This is a genomic window from Lentzea xerophila (assembly GCF_051094245.1).
Taxonomy (GTDB): Bacteria; Actinomycetota; Actinomycetes; order Mycobacteriales; family Pseudonocardiaceae; genus Lentzea; species Lentzea xerophila.
Genome location: NZ_CP194934.1, coordinates 3,510,299 through 3,528,072 on the forward strand (window position 1 = coordinate 3,510,299; position 17,774 = coordinate 3,528,072).

The window sequence follows — 17,774 nt, forward strand, 5'->3', positions numbered from 1 at the left end:
GGTGCTGCGCACACCTCCGGCGCCGGTTCGTCCGGCGCCGCGGACGTCCGCTTCGCTCACCAGGTCGCAGCGGCTGCTCGGGCGCGACTGGCGGCTCGCCGCGGTGTTCGTCGGGCCGACGCTGGTCCTGGTCGCGGGTCTGATCCTGGTCCCGATCGTCAGTTCGGTCCTCACCAGCGCCACGGAACGCCACGGTGCGGAGACGGTCTTCGTCGGGCTGGACAACTACACCGCTCTCGTCGGCGACACGTTGTTCCACAAGGGAGTGCTGAACTCCTTCGTCTTCACGGCGTACGCCGAGATCTTCAAGGTGACCCTCGGGCTCATCGCGGCGTTGATGCTGCACCACATGCGCCGCGGCCGCGCGATCATCGCCGGGGTGATCCTGCTGCCGTGGGTGGTGCCGACCGTCGTCACGGCCTTCACCTGGCGGTCCCTGTTCGCCCCGATCTTCGGCAGCGTCAACATCCTGCTGACCGACTCGGGGATCGGGCCGGCCCTCGCCGCGATCGGGCTCGTCGACCGGTGGCCCGCGGAGTGGCTGTCCGATCCCGCGCTCGCGATGCCCTCGGTCATCCTGGTCAACGTCTGGAAGGGCATCCCGTTCTTCACGGTGACGTTCCTCGCCGGGCTCAAGGCGATCGACGGCCACCTGTACGAGGCGGCCGTGGTGGACGGTGCCTCGCCGTGGCAGCGCTTCGTGCACATCACGCTGCCAGGGCTGCGCCACATCATGATCGTGACGGTGCTGCTGTCGTCCATCTGGACGTTCAACAACTTCGACCTGATCTGGCTGATGACGCAGGGCGGGCCGGGGGACGCCACCGCCCCGTACGTGATGGTGGCCTACTCGAAGGCCATCCAGCAGCTGCAGCTGGGCGCGGGCGCCGCGGTCACGCTCGTGATGCTGCCGATCATCGCCGTGCTCGTGGTGATCCTAGTGCGGATGATGCGGCGCAACGACCTGCCCGGCGCGGCCGACCTGGGCCGCCGGCGACTGACTCCCGGTCAGCGCAAGGCGATGCCGTGGGTGGTCGTCGCCGTCTCGGTGCTCGTGCTGGCCTGGGCGTCGCCGCACATCGTGTGGAAGGCCGCGCTGGTGCTCGGCGTGTTCGTGGTGCTCGCGGCCGCTGTCGGACGCGTCGTCTCCGTGCTCGCCGCGCGGGGCAACCGGCTGGCCGCACGCCTGGTCGGCGGCACCGGTTCGGGCATCGCGCTCGTGGGCCTGCTGGGGTTCGTGCTCGCGCCGCTGTACTGGATGACGGTCACGGCCTTCAAGTCCGACAACCAGATCGTCGCCAGGACCGACGACCTCTGGCCGACCCCGTGGACCACCGAGCAGTTCACCAACCTGTTCACGGGCAGGGCGTTCGGCACCTGGTACGTCAACACGATCCTGGTCTCGGTGGCGTCCACGGTGATCGCGTTGGTCTGCGCGGCGCTGGCCGGCTACGCCCTGGCGCGCTTGAAGTTCCGGGGTTCGGAGAGCTTCACGGTGACGATCCTGCTCACCTACGTGATGCCAGGCGCGCTGTTGTTCATCCCGCTCTACCAGCTGATGAGCGGGATCGGGCTCAACGACTCGTTGTGGTCACTCGTGCTCGCCTACCCCACGTTCACCCTGCCGTTCGCGACGTGGCTGCTCGTCGGGTACTTCAAGTCGATCCCGGCCGACCTCGAGGAGGCCGCGCTGGTCGACGGGTGCACGCGGTTCGGGGCGTTCCTGCGGATCGTGCTGCCGCTGGCGAAACCGGGCCTGCTCGCGGTCGCGCTCTTCACGCTCACCAACGCGTGGAACGAGTTCCTGTTCGCGTTCGTGTTCATCACCAAGGACGACTACAAGACGCTGCCGGTCGGAATGCAGTCGATGATCTTCGGTGACGTCGTCCCGCAGGGACAGCTGGCCGCGGCCTCGCTGTTGATCAGCATCCCGGTCGTGACCATGTACGCGTTCGGGCAGCGGTTCCTGACCGAGGGCCTCACCGCGGGAGCGGTGAAGGGATGAGCGCCGAGACCCCGGCGATCACGGAGGAGCACGTCGCGACGGCGTCCCGCTCGAGCGACCTGCGCATCACCGACCTGCGGGTGGCCAACCTGACCGGCGTGCCGTTCCGCTCGTCGATCATCAGGATCGACACCAACCAGGGCCTGGTCGGCTACGGGGAGGTGCGCGACCAGGCCAGCGCCACCTACGCCCTCATGCTCAAGAGCCGGCTGGTTGGCGAGAACCCCTGCAATATCGGCAAGATCTTCCGCAAGATCAAGCAGTTCGGGCACCACGGACGGCAGGGCGGCGGCGTCTCCGGCATCGAGATGGCGCTGACGGACCTCGCCGGCAAGGCCTACGGAGTGCCTGCCCACGCGCTGCTCGGGGGCCGGTTCCGCGACCGGATCCGGTGCTACGCCGACACTCCGTCGTCGCCGGACCCGCATGACATGGGCGCCCGGCTGCTGGACCGCAGGCGGCGCGGGTTCACGATGCTGAAGATGGACGTGGGCATCGACCTGCTGTGGGAGGTCCCAGGGGCGCTGATCGCACCGCCGGGTGCCCGCGAGGACCTGAGGACGATGCACCCGTTCACCGGAATCCAGGTCACGGCGAAGGGTGTCGAGCACCTGGCGTCCTATGTGGACGTGGTCCGCTCCGTCGTCGGCTACGACATCGCGCTCGCCGCCGACCACTTCGGCCACATCGCCCTCGACTCCTGCATCAGGATCGGCCGCGCGCTGGAACCGTTCACCCTGGCATGGATCGAGGACCTGATCCCGTGGCAGCTCACCGACCAGTGGCGTCAGCTGACCGCGGCCATCGCCATCCCCACGTGCACGGGGGAGGACATCTACCTGCTCGACGGCTTCCGCCCACTCCTGGACACCGGGGCCGTCCGCGTCGTGCACCCGGACCCCGCTACGGCAGGCGGCATCGCGGAGACCAAGCGGCTCGGCGACTACGCGCAGGAACGCGGAGTTTCGATGGCGCTACACCTCGCGGCGTCACCGATCGCGACGATGGCGTGCGTCCACCTGGCCGCTGCCACGGAGAACTTCCTCGCGCTCGAACACCACGCGGCCGAGGTGGACTTCTGGAGCGACCTCGTCACCGGCCTGCCCCGCCCGTTGATCCAGGACGGCCACATCACCGTGCCGGACACGCCGGGACTGGGTTTCGGCGACCTCGACGAGGAGTTGCTGCGATGCCACCTCGACCCGCGCGATCCGGTCTTCTTCGCCGAGACGACGCACTGGGACGGCGAGTCGAGCCACGACCGGCTGTGGAGCTAGGGCCTGTGTCGAAGTCCATGTTCGCGACAGCCGGGCCTGAGGCGGCCCCTGGCGGCACGGCCGGACGGCCCACATACAACACCGGTATGCGGGCCGCCCGGCCGCACCACCAGAAACCACCTCAGGCGCGACTCTCATCGAACGGGACCTCGATACAGGCCCTAGGCCCTGCCCTGCTCGGCACGCCACCGCTCGTACTCGGGCCGGGCCTCCTCCGACAGCGGATAGTACCGCCGCAGGTCGCCGCCCTCGGCCAGCCGGATCCGCGAGAACTCCTCCCACTCCGCGTGTTCTTGAGCGACAGCGACCAGAGCGGGCGCGAGCTTGACCGGCACCACGACCGCCCCGTCGTCGTCGGCGACGACGATGTCACCGGGCTCGACGAGTGTGCCGCCGCACGCCACCGGCACGTTCACGGCGGTCGGGACGATGCCGGTCTGGGCGTGGAAGTTCGGTGTGGCGCCGCGGATCCACAGCCCGAGACCCAGCTTCTTGGCCTCACCGACATCACGCAGGCACCCGTCCACCACCACACCGGCACCGCCACGACCCTTGAAGTACGTCAGCATCATCTCGCCGAACACACCGCTGCTCATGTCACCGCGCGCGTCCACGACGATCATGTCACCGGCCTGGGCGTGGTACATCACGTGCCGGTGCAACTGCTTCTCCGGCTCGGCGTACTCGTCGACGGGGTAGAGGTCCTCCCGTTTCGGCAGGAACTGCAGCGTCAGCGCCGGCCCGGCCACGCGCACACCCGGCGTGGCCGAGACCGGACCGCGGATGAACGCGCTGCGGATGCCCATGCGGCTGAGCTCGGCGCTGGCCGTCGCGCTGCCGAGGACCGCGAGGGCCGCGCTGAGTTCCGCGGGCGGGCGAACGATGTCGTGCGTCTCGACCACGTCGGTAGCTCCCTCGGATTCGCGATCACCGCGACTGCCGGTGAATCTCGATGAGACGTCGGCTCGAGCCTATCCGTAGTAGAACCCGAACCCAGGCCCCGATTTCACCCGGGAGACTTCACGTGCCAACACGTTCGTCCACACGCCGAGCACTGATCCTGATGCTGACCGCCATCACGGCGGGCGCACTGATGTCCCCGCCGGGCACGGCCGCCGCAGCGGACAACCCGTGGACCAGAGCGGACAGCGGCGTCGTCGCGTCCCAGCAGGGGAAGGGCCGCGCCGCGGTGTTCGCCGGGTTCACCCTCGACCGGCCCGCGATGGCCGCCACCCTGGCCGGAGCCGGCCCGGTCGAAGCCGTGCTGCCGACCCCCGCGGGCACGTTCGAGCGGTTCGCACTGGTGGACGCGCCGGTGATGGAGCCGGGGCTGGCCGCGGAGCACCCGGAGATCAGGACGTACGCGGGCCGGGGCCTGGACGACCCGACTGCGTCGGTCCGCGCGGACCTGACACCGCTGGGCTTCCACGCCTCGGTGCGATCGCAACGGGGACACTGGTTCGTCGCCCCGCACTCCCACCGCGACCAGAGCCTCTACGCCAGCTTCTACCGCCGCGACCTGAGCCCGGCTGATCCGCTGCGGGAAGCCGGTGCCGAGTACACGTCACGACGGCCGCACCTCACGGACACCACCGCCACAAGTCCGGTCGTGCAGGTCCGCACCTACCGCCTGGCCATCCTCACCGACCCGTCCTACGCGCGATACTTCGGCGCGGAGAACGTGACCGCCGCCAAAGCGGCCCTGGTCAACCGGATCGCGCAGATCTACGAGGACGAGATCGCGATCCGGCTGCTGCTCGTCAACGACACCGACAAGACCAGCCTCAACACCGACGCCGAGGCGACCGGGCCGAACGGCCCGTGCGGCGCGGCCCCGTGCTTCCGTCCCGACGAGCTGGAGGGGTGCGTGACCGGGACCCTCGGCCGCGCCGCGACGGTGCTGGGCCAGCTGATCGGTGCGAGCAGCTACGAGATCGGCCACGTCGCGCTGGGTGTCCGGGGCGGCGGAGCGGGAGTGCCCGGCGTGGGCGGCCCCCACAAGGCCGCGGCCTGCACCGGCCTCGCCACCCCCACCGGTGACTACTTCGCCGTGGACTACGTGGCGCACGAGATGGGACACCAGTTCGGCGCGGAGCACACGTTCAACGGCAACCAGTTCGGCTGCGGCCTGGGCCAGCGCGTCGCCGAATCCTCCTACGAACCGGGCAGCGGGTCGTCGATCATGTCGTACGCGGGCATCTGCCAGCAGGACAACCTCCAGCGCCACAACGATCCCTACTTCTCTCACCGCACCCGCACGGAGATCACCGCCTTCACCACCTCGACCCAGTGGGACGCGGACGAGGTGCAGAACACGTCCCTGCGCGACTTCGACAGCGGCGACTCGTTCACGCTGACCTACAACGGCCGCACGTCGGCGCCCATCACCCACGCCGCCTACAGCCAGGAAGCCATCAAGGCCGCCGTGGAGGCGATCCTGCCCACCGGCGGGCAGGTCGAAGTCGCGGGCCTCGGCGACAACGTGAACCGGCCGACCCCCTTCGACACCACCGGTTTCCAGATCACCTTCGCCGGAACCTTGAAGGGGCGGAACGTGGCCGCGCTCGGCATCAGCGCCACCGGAGCCTCCGGATGGGTCGGCGAGACGGTCAAGGGCGGCCCTCACGACAACGCCGGCCACCGCGTCGAGTCCACCGGCAACCACGCGCCGATCGTGACCGCGCCCGCACGCCGCACCATCCCGGCGCGCACCCCGTTCGCCCTGACCGGCAAGGCTTTCGACCCCGACGGCGATCCCGTCACCTACCTGTGGGAGCAGAACGACCCAGGCGGCGAGAACGCCACCGCGCTGGTGGACAACACCAAGACCGACGGGCCTCTGTTCCGGGTGTTCGGCACCGCCGCCGTCATCAGCGACGAGGACAAGCTGAAGTACCGCTCCCCAGGCGCCAACACCGCGACCACCGACCCGAAGCGCGTCTTCCCCGACCTGGCGCAGATCGCGGCGAACAACACCAACGCGGTCACCGGCAGATGCCCCGCGGCGCCGCCACCCCCGGCCCCGGAAACCGGCTTCGACACGAACGTGCCCGCCCCCGTCGTCGACTGCTACTCGGAGTTCCTGCCCACCGCCGACTGGGTGGGCGTGGACGGAGCACGCACCCTCCACTTCAAGCTCACCGCCCGCGACGGCAGGCAAGGCGTCGGCAGCGCCGGCACCGAGTTGGTGATCGCACCGAACGCAGGCCCGTTCCTGGTGACGTCACACGGTTCCCGCGCGTCGTACCGCGGCGGTTCGCGCCAACAGATCACGTGGGACGTGGCCGGGACCGCGACGGCACCGGTGAGCGCGAACACCGTCCGAATCACCTTCTCCACCGACGGCGGACTGACCTTCCCCCACCTGCTCGCCTCCCACACGCGCAACGACGGGACCGAGACCGTGCGGCTGCCTCGCGTCCGGACGGACAAGGGCCGGATCAGGATCGAGGCCGTCGGCAACGTCTTCTTCGACCTGACCGACGCCGACCTGACCGTCACCGGCTGAGCGACCTCCCCGTCGATCTCTGGGAGCAGTGCAGCCTGAGCGTGCTCAGTCCGGGAGTCGCTGCACGATCCCGCCTCCGTGCGAGCTCAGCAGACCGCGGGCGGCGAGGTTCTCCATCAGCGCGGTGATGCCGAACGTCCAGTCTTCCGCGTCCTCGGCCGTGTTCACGACGTTCGTCAACGCGCCCAACCTTGGCGACGAGATGCGAACGACGTCCCCGACCTTGTGGGTGAACCCTTCGCCGGGCTGGTCCCTGTCCTCGGTCGGAGCGAACATCGTGCCGGTGAACAGGACGAAGCCGTCGGGATAACGGTGGTGGGCGCCGAAGGCGTGGGACACGAGGTCCTCGAGCTCCCGGCTGATCTCGGCGACAGGATTCACGCCGTGCAGCTCGAAACCGTCGGGGCCGGTGATGTCCAAGGCGATCTCGGTGGCTTTGGCGTCCGCCAGGGTGAACCCGTCGTCGAACAGCCGCAGAAACGGTCCGATGGCGCAGGAAGCGTTGTTGTCCTTCGCCTCGGTGAGCAGGAGAGCACTGCGGCCCTCGAAGTCGCGCAGGTTGACGTCGTTGCCGAGCGTCGCCCCGACTGGGTTTCCGTGCGAGTCCACCACCAGGACGAGCTCGGGCTCGGGGTTGTTCCAGGCGGAGCGGGCGAGAACGCCGATGTCGGCTCCCAGCCCCACCGCCGAGAGCACCGGGGCCTTGGTGAAGATCTCAGGGTCCGGGCCGATGCCGACCTCGAGGTACTGCGACCAGAGGCCCTCGGCCTGAAGAACCCTCTTGACCTCCGCGGCCTCCGCGGAGCCAGGTTTCAGGTTGGAGATGTGGCCCTGGACGATCGCACCCACCTTCGCGCGAACCTCCTCGGCCCTCGTGGGATCCCCGTCGGCGCGCTCCTCGATGACCCGCTCGAGCATGCTGCGGACGAAGGTCACGCCGGCGGCCTTGAGCACCTGCAGGTCGACCGGTGCCAGAAACCGGGGAACGGCATCGGCCGGGTTCGTCGTGGCGGCCAGAACCTCCGCGAGCGGCCATGACGTGCCGCCTGGGTGGTTCTGGACGATCTCCAGCGCGTCCGGCCGCTCGAGCAGTGACGACACGGTCGATGTCAGCGGCGACAGGTCCACGACCTCGTCGCCGCGGATCGTCACGACCGAGGGGCCGCCCGCGGACGGGTCGAAGACCCTCGCGACAAGTGTGGCGTCCGCCGCGTCCTGGGGGAGGACGTCGGCGGCATCGAGTGAGATCCCCATGCAAATCCTTCCTGCTCGCACCGCAGACCAACTCGCGGTGGGACTGCCGTGTCGCGAACTCGGCAATTCTCGCCGGCCGAGACCCGGAGGTCACGGTGTCGACGAGGCGGAGTGTGCCTGTGCGGAGAGGCCACAAGTATGACGGGGAATCAGTTGCATGACCATCCACGAAGATTCGGCGTCGGCCAGCGGCTAAAAGTTTAGCCCGAACGGTGAAACCGGAGAAGTTTCGAAAAGTCTCAGCGACCTTACGGGCTCGGTGCGGCGCTGCTACGGTTGGAAAAGGTCTCACTGTCGACCGGAAGATCGTCGAATCAGATCGACGGATTGCAAACTGAACTCTCACGGGTCGCATAGTGCTGCCTCGCCGCCGCGCTGATCTCGATGATGAGGAGCACGCACATGGTCGAAGGCGCTGTCCGACCGCGGAACCGCAGGCGCGTCCGCATCGCACCAGGTGTCCGCGGTGCCTGCATCGCTCTGGTCATGGCGTTGACGCCCGGTGTCGCCGGAGCCGACGTGGGTATCGCAGCCACCTGTTCGAGCCAGACGGGCAACAACGGCGGTTACTACTACTCGTTCTGGACCGATGGCGGTGGCCGGGTCTGCATGGAGTTCGGAGGAGGTGGCAACTACAGCACCTCCTGGAGCAATGTCGGCAACTTCGTCGGCGGCAAGGGCTGGAGCAACGGATCACGGCGCACCGTGAACTATTCGGGCAGCTTCAACCCGTCCGGCAATGCCTATCTGACCCTCTACGGCTGGACGTCGAACCCGCTCGTCGAGTACTACGTCGTCGACAACTGGGGCAACTACCGGCCCACCGGCACTCACAGGGGCACGGTCACCACCGACGGCGGTACGTACGACATTTATCAGACAATGCGTTACAACGCGCCGTCCGTCGAAGGCGACAACAAGACCTTTCCGCAGTTCTGGAGCGTCCGGCAACAGAAGCGGACCGGTGGGTCCATCACCACCGGCAACCACTTCGACGCGTGGAACCGAGCCAACATGCGACTCGGCAACTTCAGCTACTACATGATCCTCGCGACCGAGGGGTATCGGAGCAGCGGCAACTCCAACATCACCGTGAGGTGATCGCCGCGACGGCAGCCTCCGATCCAACTGTCCTAAGTGGACGCAGTCGTCGGTCGGGTGCTGGAGCCGCTGGCATCAAGCTGCAGGCGTGCCTGCAGCTTGATGTCCGCCGAGGCGCTGGCGGCTGTTCGGTGTTGAGGCTTTCCGCACAGCCAACGAGCGCACCAGAGAACTGACCGTGCTCGAACGGTAGCTGTCGCAACGGAGATGGTGCAGCAGGTCGAAACGCGCAAGGAGTGTGCGAACTTCGCCTGCCCGAGTCCGGTTGTCGGTGCGCCCTACCGTTCGGTCCCGACGCGTAGCGCGGGCAGTTCCCGGAGCTGTCTGCGCGAGGTGATGCCGAGCTTGCGGAAGATGTTGCGCAGGTGGGCGTCGACGGTGCGCGGGCTGATGAACAGCCGTGCCGCGACTTCCTTCGACGTCGCGCCGGCGGCGACCAGGCGGGCGATGTGCGTTTCCTGGCCGGTGAGCTCGTCGGCGCCGCCCGATGCGCGGCCGCGGATGGCGTCGCCGGTCGCGCGTAGTTCGGCGGTGGCCCGATCGGCGAACGCCGTCATGCCGATTGCGGTCAACTGCTGGTGTGCGGTGCGCAGTTGTCTGCGGGCATCGCGTCGCCTGCCTTTGCGGCGTAGCCACTCACCGTAGAGCAGGTGCGTCCTGGCCAGGTACGGGGCCATAGGACTCATCTCGAGGTGTCCGACGGCCGCCGGGTAGTCGGCCAGGCCGTTGCTCAGCACGACCGTGGCCCAGTGATGTTGGCTATCGTCTGCCCGGCGCCGTCCGCGATCGCCTCCGCGGTGAACAACTCGGTCATCGCCCGCGCCTGCGCCGCCTGGCCACGCAGTGGGCCGCGCGCCGCACGTGGCCGAGCAATGCGCTCTTGCCGATGCCCGCCTCGCCCCGCAGCACGAGCACCCCGCCCTCGCCGTTTCCGGCTCTCGTGATCAGTGCCTCGAGCCTGCGGCGTTCGGCGTCCCTGCCGACGATCGTCCGGACCGGTGTCCCCACGGCGGCACCGTACGTCCGGTGTCGTGACCGCACAGGACGGCGACGTCCTCGTACTGCCGCTCGCCCTCGCCGATTCCTACGTCCGGTACGTCATCGGGCTGACTGACGTGGACGCGGGCTCGCTCACGTTCCTCGAGACGCCGGAGGCCCCGCCGTACGGCGCCGAGATCCGGCTCGAGCCGGTGAACCTGGTGTCCACGTGGGGTGGTGGCGCACTGCGGTGGGGGAGAAGGAGTGCCCCGGCTTGTCAGTCGTGCGTGGGCCCACTCTTCCGCGCCGTCGTGCCGCTGCTGGTGGGTGCTGTCTGCTGGTGCACGTCTGGGATGCCGTCGTTGTCCGCGTCGCGGGTCTCTTCCTCGTGGATCCGGCGGTACACCCGGTTGCGCACGCGCAGGATCACCGTCGCGATCAGCGCGGACAGAATGGAACCCAGCAGCACTGCCACCTTGGCGTTGTTGTAGTCCGCGCTGCCCTCGCCGAACGACAGTTCGCTGACGAGAAGCGAGACGGTGAACCCGATTCCGGCGAGGATCGACAGGCCGACCACGTCGATCCACGCCAGGTCGTCGTCCAGGTCAGCTTTGGTGAACCGCGCGACCAGGTAGGTGGCGGCGGTGATGCCGATCGGTTTGCCCAGCAACAGCCCGAGCACGATGCCGAGCGTGACGCTGTCCGTGAGCGAGGTGACGAACCCGCTCAGGCCTCCGATCGAGACGCCGGCGGCGAAGAAGGCGAAGACCGGGACGGCCACACCGGTGGACAGAGGCTGCCACCGGTGCTGGAAGATCTCGGCCAGGCCGGGGCCCTCGCCGGACCTGCGGATCACCGGCACGGCGAACGCGAGCAGCACGCCCGCCACGGTCGCGTGCACTCCTGAGGCGTGCATCAAGGCCCACGTGGCCACTGCGAGAGGGATGAGCAGCCACCACGACCGGACGCGTCGCTGCACGAGCACGGTGAACAGCGCCAGCGGGACGAACATCAGCAGCAACGGCAGCAGCGACAGGTCGTCTGTGTAGAACAGGGCGATGATCACGATGGCGATCAGGTCGTCCACGACGGCGAGGGTCAGCAGGAACGTCCGCAGCGCCGCCGGGAGGCACCTGCCGATGACCGCGAGCACCGCGAGCGCGAACGCGATGTCGGTCGCGGTGGGGATGGCCCAGCCGGCGAGCGTGGGGCCACCGCCGAGGTTGACCGCGGTGTAGATCAACGCCGGAATGAGGACGCCGCCGAACGCCGCCGCGATCGGGACGGCGGCGCGCCGGGGATCGCGGAGGTCACCGGCGACGAACTCGCGTTTGAGTTCGAGGCCCGCGACGAAGAAGAAAATGGCCAGCAGGCCGTCGGAGGCCCATTCGGCGAGGCTGAGTCGCAGGTGCAGCGACTCGGGACCGACCTCCACGGCGCGCGCGGTCTCGTAGATCGACGCCCACGGTGAGTTGACCCACACCAGGCCCACCACTGCGGCGACCAGCATGATGACGCCGCCGACGGTCTCCAGGCGGAGCAGGTCGGCGATGCGCTTGGCCTCAGGCCAGGACGCGCGGCTGAACAGCCGGGTCTTCACGGGTTCCAAAGCACACTCCGGGTGTCGTCGGCCGCAACGCCGACCAGACTTCCCGGCACACCATGCCGCTCGTCACGGCAACGGTCCGACCGTACCTCACGACCAGACGACGGGCCTGCCGATGTGATCTTGCCCGGAACGGATCAGGTTGACGTTCCGCGGTTCCGCCATGTCTGGACGACCATGGCCACCGGGCCGAACGCGGCCACCGCCGCACCGAGCGCGATCAGCACGATCGACGACAGCGACACGCCCGTGACGACCACCACCAGACCAACGGCGTAGGTCAGCAGCAGGCCGATCCACCTCAGCACGCGTGGAGGCAACCGGTGATGCGGTGGTGGCGTCCTGGCGAGTTTGGCCGCGAACGTGGGATCGTCCTCGGCAAGACGTTGCTCGATGTCGTCGAGCTCGCGCTGCTCGTCCTCAGGCAATCCCACGTTCCCGCACCTCCCGGGCTCGTCGCACCGAACTATCCGCGTTCGCTCACCGATCTGCTGGTTCCGGTCGCAGCACGGACGGCCGTGCGGTCACCGGTTCGGCGGCGTCGGCCGCGTCCGCGACCGCTTCGGCGGCTGCCTCGCTCGCCTGGGCGACGTCCTTCTCCGCCTGTGCCGCGGCGGCCTCGACGGAGTTGTCGGTCCTGGCGGCGGCCGACCGCGGCAGCACCTCGGAGAACGCCTTCGAGACGTCCTGCAGTGCGGTGGTGACCTCGCTCGGAATCACCCAGAACGTGTTGCCGGGCCCTTCCGCGAGCTTGGGCAGCATCTGCAGGTACTGGTAGGCGAGCAGCTTCGGGTCCGGGTCATTGCGGTGCACGGACTGGAAGACCTGGTCTATCGCGCGGGACTGCCCCTCTGCCTCCAGGATCGTGGCGGCTCGGTGCCCCTCGGCGCGCAACACGGCGGCCTGCTTGTCACCCTCGGCCGTGAGGATCTGGGACTGCCGCTGTCCTTCGGCGTTCAGGATCGCGGCCCGCTTGTCGCGTTCGGCCCGCATCTGCTTCTCCATCGCCTCCTTGATGCTCTGCGGCGGGTCGATGGCCTTGATCTCGACCCGGTTGACCCGCAGCCCCCACTTGCCGGTCGCGTCGTCGAGCACACCGCGCAACTGGTTGTTGATCGTGTCGCGAGAGGTGAGGGTCTTCTCGAGATCCATGGATCCGACGACGTTGCGCAGAGTGGTGACGGTGAGCTGTTCGACGGCCTGCAGGAAGCTGGCGATCTCGTAGGCGGCGGCACGGGGATCGGTGACCTGGAAGTACAGCACCGTGTCGATCTGCACGACCAGGTTGTCCTCCGTGATCACCGGCTGCGGCTGGAACGACACCACCTGCTCGCGCAGGTCGATCGGTGGGTAGACGCGGTCGATGTAGGGGATCACGAAGTTGAGACCGGGTTTGAGGGTGCGCTGGTAGCGGCCCAGACGTTCGACGTTGCGCGCTCGGGCCTGCGGCACGATGCGCACGGCGCGCAGGACGGTGAACGCGGCGAAGATCGCGAGCACGAGTCCGGCGACGAGCAGTGTGGACATGGGCTCACTCCCGTGGGTAGACGACGGCGGTGCTGCCGTCGATGTGCAGTACGTCGACCGTGCGCCCGGCGGGGATGACGAGAGACTCGTCGATCGGGCGGGCCGTCCAGTCCTCGCCGCGGATGCGCACCAGACCCTCGTGGTCGTTCACCTCGCGCAGCACGTAGCCGGACGCCCCGACCAACGCCTCGATGCCGAACCGTTCGAGCCGCGGCTGCAGCGTCATTCGCCGCGCCCAGGGCCGGATGAGCACCACACCTGCGGCGGACACGACGCTGAACACCACGAGCTGGCCGAGAACCGGCAGGCCGATCGCCGCCGTCCCCGCCGTGGCGATCGCGGCGGTGGCGAGGATGCCGAGTGCCGCGGTGAGAGTGAAGATCTCGGCGATGGCCAGCACCAGCGCGATGATCAGCCAGATGAGCCAGGGATCCATGGTGCGACCCTCCCTCGGTGGAGGTACGCCTCGAACGTGCGACGTCTCGCTCCAATGGTCTGCCCGATGTCGCCCGGCGGACAGGCGTTCGCCCGGCCAGTTGGGGTGCCGTTACCTGCCGGTGCCCGGCAATCAGGGGACCGGTGCAGCCCAGGGCCAGCCGAGCAGGCGCGCACCGAGCACCGCCACCTGAAGAGTGAACGCCTGGGCGGGATCGTCGGCGCGGTAACCGGTCAGCTCGCGGACCCGATCGAGGCGGTAGGTGACCGTGCGCACGCCGACGCCGAGGGCCTTCGCGGTAGCGGTCGTGACCCGCCCGGAGGCGAAGTAGGCGTCGAGCGTGCCCATCAAACGTTCCGCTCCTCCGCGTGCCCCGCGCAACGGCTCGAGCACGGCGGTGACGAGTTCGCCGAGCGCCGCGCTGTCCCGCAGAAGCACTTGGTAGACCAGGAGATCCGCGGCTTTGACGAGCCGTTCGCGCAGATCGAGACGTTCGGCGAGGTCAAGGGCGTTGCGTGCCTGTTCGAAGGAACGGACCGCGCCGCCAGGACCGGACTGCGGCTGGCCGAGACCGACCCGCCAGACAGTGTTCCGTCCCACGACCTCACCGACCTGACGCGCGAACTCCTCAGGCGCGCCGCCGAGGTCGTGCGGGACCACGCACACCAGCAGACCCTCGCGCGCGGCCACGAGCACGTGGCGGGAGCTGAACCGCAGGCTCATCGCGGCCTGGACGCTCGACGTCGCCGCGCCCGAGCCGAGGAACGGCTGGGACGCCGATGCCGCCGCGACGACGTTCGTCCCGGCGAGCTGCAGCCCGTACCGCTCGGCGCGTTCCGCGAGCTGGCCGAGATCGCGTCCGGTCAGCAGGTCGTCGATGAACTCGTGCCGCAGCGACTCCTCCCTGCGCACCGTCCAGCGCTGGCTTTCCTCGTACCCCTTGGTCAGCTCGCCGACGGCGTCCTGCGCTGCCAGGAACAAGGCTTCACCGGTCCGCTTCAGGGCGTCGGTGCTCGCAGCGGCGTCCACGCCGGGCAAGTCCGCCCACGTTCGCCTCGCCTCCCCGAGATGCCGCTCGATCAGCTCGCGCAGCGGCACACCCCGTTCCGCGGCGTCGGCACCCAGGTCGTGCAGGTCGCGCCTTTCCTTGGCCGACAGCGTCCTGCCCGCCAGGCTGATCGCCCTGAGTGCCTGGACGAACACCGGCACGTCGGCGGGCACGTCGCTCGGTGCCGGTCCGGTCGACCGCTTGGCCATGTGACCTCCGCAGAGTCAGGTGCGAGTGAGCTCAGCGCGGACCTCGTCCGCCAACGCCGGCAACGCTTCGTCGGTCCATGCAGCGGGTATCGGACGGTTGCGGGTCAACTAGTCAGACTCCTTTGTGGACCTTTATCTCAGGTGGCGAGTTTGGGCACCTGTCGTGCCAGAGCGGGCAGCTCCATTCTTCTTCGGCGTTGTGGCGTACCGCTCGACCTTGAGATGTTGAGCCTACTTGCGGACAACCCTCTGCGCCTCGTCGATGCCGTCGTCAGTCGACGTCGTCTTCCGCAGGCGCAGCGCCCGCACGCCGCGGCAGCCTCGCCGGGGGACTTTCAGGTCCCTGTCGAGGTGTGCAGCACCAGGGCAGGCGGTGTGTCGCTGCTCGTGTCTCCGGGGTTAGCGACAGGTCGTGGAGGTGGTGGAAGGGCACCCTGCGTCGAGCCGGCCACCCGTGGTGCGAAGGTCCAGTCGACTCGGCCGGTGCCACCGGCGATGCCGGTAACGAACGGCACGCACGCCGGGCGATCGACCACATCGTGCCCGCTCAGAAATCCGAGGGCGAGCAACGACTTCATGACCACGGCGGTTCCGATCGCCGACCGCACCGCGATGCGGAATCTCGGAACCACACCGAACGCCAGGTGACTGCTGGCCGTCAGCACCGTTGCTGGGAACAACGAGGCGGGGTCGGTGGTGTCGGTGCGACGCAACGCATGGATCGAGACCTGGAACGACGAACCACGGCCCTACGTCTGGACCACGACCGCCGCCCAGATCCTCGACCCCATTGCACGCCACAGCACAGAAATCAATAACTCAGGACACTAGAGCTGTACGACGCCCAGTTGCTGGGCGGCCCACAGGCTGTCGGCGTTGGCCCAGTACTCGGCGACGAGACCGTCCTGCAGTCGCAGGATGTCGGTGCCGTAGAAGGAGATCGGACCGGCCTCGGGGTGGTCGGCGGTGGCGTGCCAGCGCAGCACCAGGAGGTCCCCGTCGGTGATCGGTCCGACCTGGACGGTGAACCGCAGCCCCGGCAGCAACTCGCGGGCGCCGCTCACCCAGGTGTGCAGGTTCGCCCTGCCCACCGAGTCCTGTGGCGGGCCACCCAGCAGCGGGGCGGCGTGCGAGGTGAAGTCCTCGTGGATCGTGCCGTCCACGAGGGACAGGTCACCGTTCCAGATGTCCTTCCAGGCCTCGGTGATCGTGGTCATCACGCGTCACCGTGCTTTCCGGGAGCCGCGGAGCCGCTGTACTCGCCGAGGTCGGACACGAGCTGGGTGAGTTCGGGGTCGCTGTCGTAGCGCTTCTGGTGCAGTGCGGCGATCTTGGCGCCCATCTCGGGGTCCTGGTCGTCGGTGATGTCGAACGAGGAGAACTTGTCCACGAGCGGCAGGCCGACCCGGTCGGTGTTGCGGTGTGCGGGGTGGATCAGGTATTCCCAGTACCCGTCGAGGTCCTCGATGACGAACGTGGCGCCCCACTCGTACTCGCCGCCGAAGTCGCGGCCGACGACGAAGTGCTTGACGGACGGGATCACGCGGCCCTGGTTGCGCAGGCTCTCCAGCGCCTCCTCGACCTGGTCGGGGGTGGCGTCCTCGCGGAGCGTGAAGCGGTTGCCGTGGTAGATCATTTCTTCTCCTTGGTGACGAGGGCGGCGATCGCGCCCAGAGTGGTGACCGCGCCGGCCCAGGCGAACGCACCGGCGATCCCGGTGAGCTCGACCAGCGGCGCGACGACGAGGGGTGAGAGGAACTGGCCGAGGAATATCCCGGCCACCAGCCCGCTGAGCACGCGGCCGCGGTGCTGCGGTGCGGCCATCCCGGCGAGCTGGACGTTGAGGTGCGGCACGACGATCCCGACGCCGACGCCGCCGATCAGCAGCCCGCCGACGACGCCGGGAACGGTCCCCGTGCCGGCCAGCAGCCAGCCGAGGCCGAGCAGTCCGGTGCTGATCGCGATCGGTTCGCGCGGCGGCTTGAGCAACGCCCCGATGGCGCTGGTGACCGTGCTGCCGGCGATGACGACGCCGATGAGCGCGGGACTGACGTGCAGCTCGGTCAGCAGGAACGGCAGCTGGGTCGGCGCCATGTAGAACACCAGCGTTGCCGCCAGTGCGAGCACGTAGATCCGGATCGCTCGGGTGGGCGGCTTGAACCTCTCGGTGGTGACCGCGTGGGGTCGTGGTTCGTCGTGCAGAGCCGCGATCGCGGCCAGCGCGACGACAGCGGCCACCGAGTAGAGCCAGAACGGCGCGCGCCAGCCGATCTCGGCCAGCACCCCGGAGAGCGGCAGGAACACCACCCCGCCGAGGCTCGCGAAGGCCTGCTGCAACCCGAGGAAACGGACTCGCCGCGGTCCGTCGAACCAGTCGGTGACCACTGCGCTGACCGCCGTCATCACGCCGCCGACCGCCAGCCCCAGCAGGGCCCGGCTGGCGAGCAGTACGGTCAGGTCGCTGATGAAGAACCCGGCCGTCCCGCTGACCGCGTAGAGGATCAACGCGCCGACCAGCAGCGGCTTGCGGCCGATCCGGTCGGCGAACGCACCGGACAGCGGCGCGCTCACCGCGATGGCCAGCGAGGTGATGGTCAGCGCGAGCCGGACCAGCACGCCCGCTCCATAGACGTCGCTCATCGCGGGCAGGCTCGGCGCGATGATCGCGGCGGCCATGATCGTGAGCGTCGCCGCACCGAGCACGGTGCCTCTGGCGAAGGTCGTAGGCGCAGTTCGTGTGGTCACACGACAAACCTTCGTCGCGGGGGCCCGTCGTTCGCGTCGGCAGGAATTACGTAGGTGGCCGGTTTACGTAGAGTTCGGTC

17 protein-coding genes and 1 pseudogene are annotated in these 17,774 nt (G+C 68.8%); 5 read left to right on the forward strand and 13 right to left on the reverse strand.

The annotated features are described in order from the left end of the window. Position 1 precedes the first annotated feature (1 nt). Both ACRSBM_RS16620 and ACRSBM_RS16625 read left to right on the forward strand, forming a co-directional pair. A complete protein-coding gene (locus ACRSBM_RS16620) occupies positions 2-2,005 on the forward strand; it encodes an ABC transporter permease subunit (RefSeq protein ID WP_434444307.1) in 2,004 nt (667 codons plus the stop codon). After that, positions 2,002-3,282: a mandelate racemase/muconate lactonizing enzyme family protein gene (locus ACRSBM_RS16625; RefSeq protein ID WP_434444308.1), complete on the forward strand. Its 1,281-nt coding sequence runs from the start codon at positions 2,002-2,004 to the stop codon at positions 3,280-3,282. The genes ACRSBM_RS16620 and ACRSBM_RS16625 overlap by 4 nt, the downstream gene beginning before the upstream one ends. A gap of 161 nt (positions 3,283-3,443) precedes the next feature. Here the strand turns inward: ACRSBM_RS16625 and ACRSBM_RS16630 are convergent, their stop codons facing one another. After that, a complete protein-coding gene (locus ACRSBM_RS16630; protein WP_434444309.1) occupies positions 3,444-4,184 on the reverse strand; it encodes a ribonuclease activity regulator RraA in 741 nt (246 codons plus the stop codon). Positions 4,185-4,306: 122 nt separating this feature from the next. Between ACRSBM_RS16630 and ACRSBM_RS16635 the strand changes: the two genes are divergently transcribed. After that, positions 4,307-6,790, forward strand: a complete 2,484-nt coding sequence (locus tag ACRSBM_RS16635) for a M12 family metallo-peptidase (RefSeq protein WP_434444310.1) — start codon at positions 4,307-4,309, stop codon at positions 6,788-6,790. A 45-nt stretch (positions 6,791-6,835) separates the two neighbouring features. Here the strand turns inward: ACRSBM_RS16635 and ACRSBM_RS16640 are convergent, their stop codons facing one another. Then, positions 6,836-8,044, reverse strand: a complete 1,209-nt coding sequence (locus ACRSBM_RS16640) for a fumarylacetoacetate hydrolase family protein (protein WP_434444311.1) — start codon at positions 8,042-8,044, stop codon at positions 6,836-6,838. A 402-nt stretch (positions 8,045-8,446) separates the two neighbouring features. On the opposite strand from ACRSBM_RS16640, the gene ACRSBM_RS16645 reads away from it, so the two are divergent. Beyond that, positions 8,447-9,145 (forward strand): glycoside hydrolase family 11 protein, encoded by a 699-nt coding sequence (locus ACRSBM_RS16645; protein ID WP_434444312.1) that lies wholly within the window; start codon positions 8,447-8,449, stop codon positions 9,143-9,145. 278 nt (positions 9,146-9,423) lie between these two features. On the opposite strand, the gene ACRSBM_RS16650 is transcribed toward ACRSBM_RS16645, so the two are convergent. Together ACRSBM_RS16650 and ACRSBM_RS16655 are read right to left on the reverse strand one after the other, a co-directional pair. Next, on the reverse strand, positions 9,424-9,882 hold the full coding sequence (locus ACRSBM_RS16650; protein WP_434444313.1) for a helix-turn-helix transcriptional regulator: 459 nt from the start codon (positions 9,880-9,882) through the stop codon (positions 9,424-9,426). 73 nt (positions 9,883-9,955) lie between these two features. Then, the gene (locus ACRSBM_RS16655; protein WP_434444314.1) at positions 9,956-10,153 is read right to left on the reverse strand and encodes an ATP-binding protein; all 198 of its coding nucleotides are present in this window, start codon (positions 10,151-10,153) and stop codon (positions 9,956-9,958) included. Between the two features lie 23 nt (positions 10,154-10,176). On the opposite strand from ACRSBM_RS16655, the pseudogene ACRSBM_RS16660 reads away from it, so the two are divergent. Continuing rightward, positions 10,177-10,299 (forward strand): annotated as a pseudogene (locus ACRSBM_RS16660) (hypothetical protein); the annotation flags it as partial. A gap of 101 nt (positions 10,300-10,400) precedes the next feature. Here ACRSBM_RS16660 and nhaA read toward each other — a convergent pair. The 9 genes from nhaA to ACRSBM_RS16705 all read right to left on the reverse strand — a co-directional run bounded on the left by nhaA (position 10,401) and on the right by ACRSBM_RS16705 (position 17,694). Further along, a complete protein-coding gene (gene nhaA, locus ACRSBM_RS16665; RefSeq protein ID WP_434444315.1) occupies positions 10,401-11,732 on the reverse strand; it encodes a Na+/H+ antiporter NhaA in 1,332 nt (443 codons plus the stop codon). Between the two features lie 134 nt (positions 11,733-11,866). After that, positions 11,867-12,163: a DUF3040 domain-containing protein gene (locus ACRSBM_RS16670; protein ID WP_434444316.1), complete on the reverse strand. Its 297-nt coding sequence runs from the start codon at positions 12,161-12,163 to the stop codon at positions 11,867-11,869. A gap of 46 nt (positions 12,164-12,209) precedes the next feature. Further along, complete coding sequence (locus ACRSBM_RS16675) at positions 12,210-13,256, reverse strand: SPFH domain-containing protein (protein WP_434444317.1); 1,047 nt, start codon at positions 13,254-13,256, stop codon at positions 12,210-12,212. A 4-nt stretch (positions 13,257-13,260) separates the two neighbouring features. After that, positions 13,261-13,692 (reverse strand): NfeD family protein, encoded by a 432-nt coding sequence (locus ACRSBM_RS16680; protein WP_434444318.1) that lies wholly within the window; start codon positions 13,690-13,692, stop codon positions 13,261-13,263. Positions 13,693-13,824: 132 nt separating this feature from the next. Continuing rightward, the gene (locus tag ACRSBM_RS16685) at positions 13,825-14,949 is read right to left on the reverse strand and encodes a PucR family transcriptional regulator (protein WP_434444319.1); all 1,125 of its coding nucleotides are present in this window, start codon (positions 14,947-14,949) and stop codon (positions 13,825-13,827) included. Positions 14,950-15,284: 335 nt separating this feature from the next. After that, on the reverse strand, positions 15,285-15,662 hold the full coding sequence (locus ACRSBM_RS16690; protein ID WP_434444320.1) for a hypothetical protein: 378 nt from the start codon (positions 15,660-15,662) through the stop codon (positions 15,285-15,287). Positions 15,663-15,776: 114 nt separating this feature from the next. Further along, positions 15,777-16,166, reverse strand: coding sequence for an ester cyclase (locus ACRSBM_RS16695; protein ID WP_434444321.1), 390 nt, complete (start codon positions 16,164-16,166; stop codon positions 15,777-15,779). Continuing rightward, the gene (locus ACRSBM_RS16700; RefSeq protein ID WP_434444322.1) at positions 16,166-16,585 is read right to left on the reverse strand and encodes a Dabb family protein; all 420 of its coding nucleotides are present in this window, start codon (positions 16,583-16,585) and stop codon (positions 16,166-16,168) included. Before ACRSBM_RS16700 ends, ACRSBM_RS16695 begins: the two co-directional genes overlap by 1 nt. Beyond that, entirely contained in the window at positions 16,582-17,694 is a 1,113-nt protein-coding gene (locus tag ACRSBM_RS16705; RefSeq protein ID WP_434444323.1) for an MFS transporter, read from the reverse strand. Before ACRSBM_RS16705 ends, ACRSBM_RS16700 begins: the two co-directional genes overlap by 4 nt. Between the last annotated feature and the right edge of the window lie 80 nt (positions 17,695-17,774).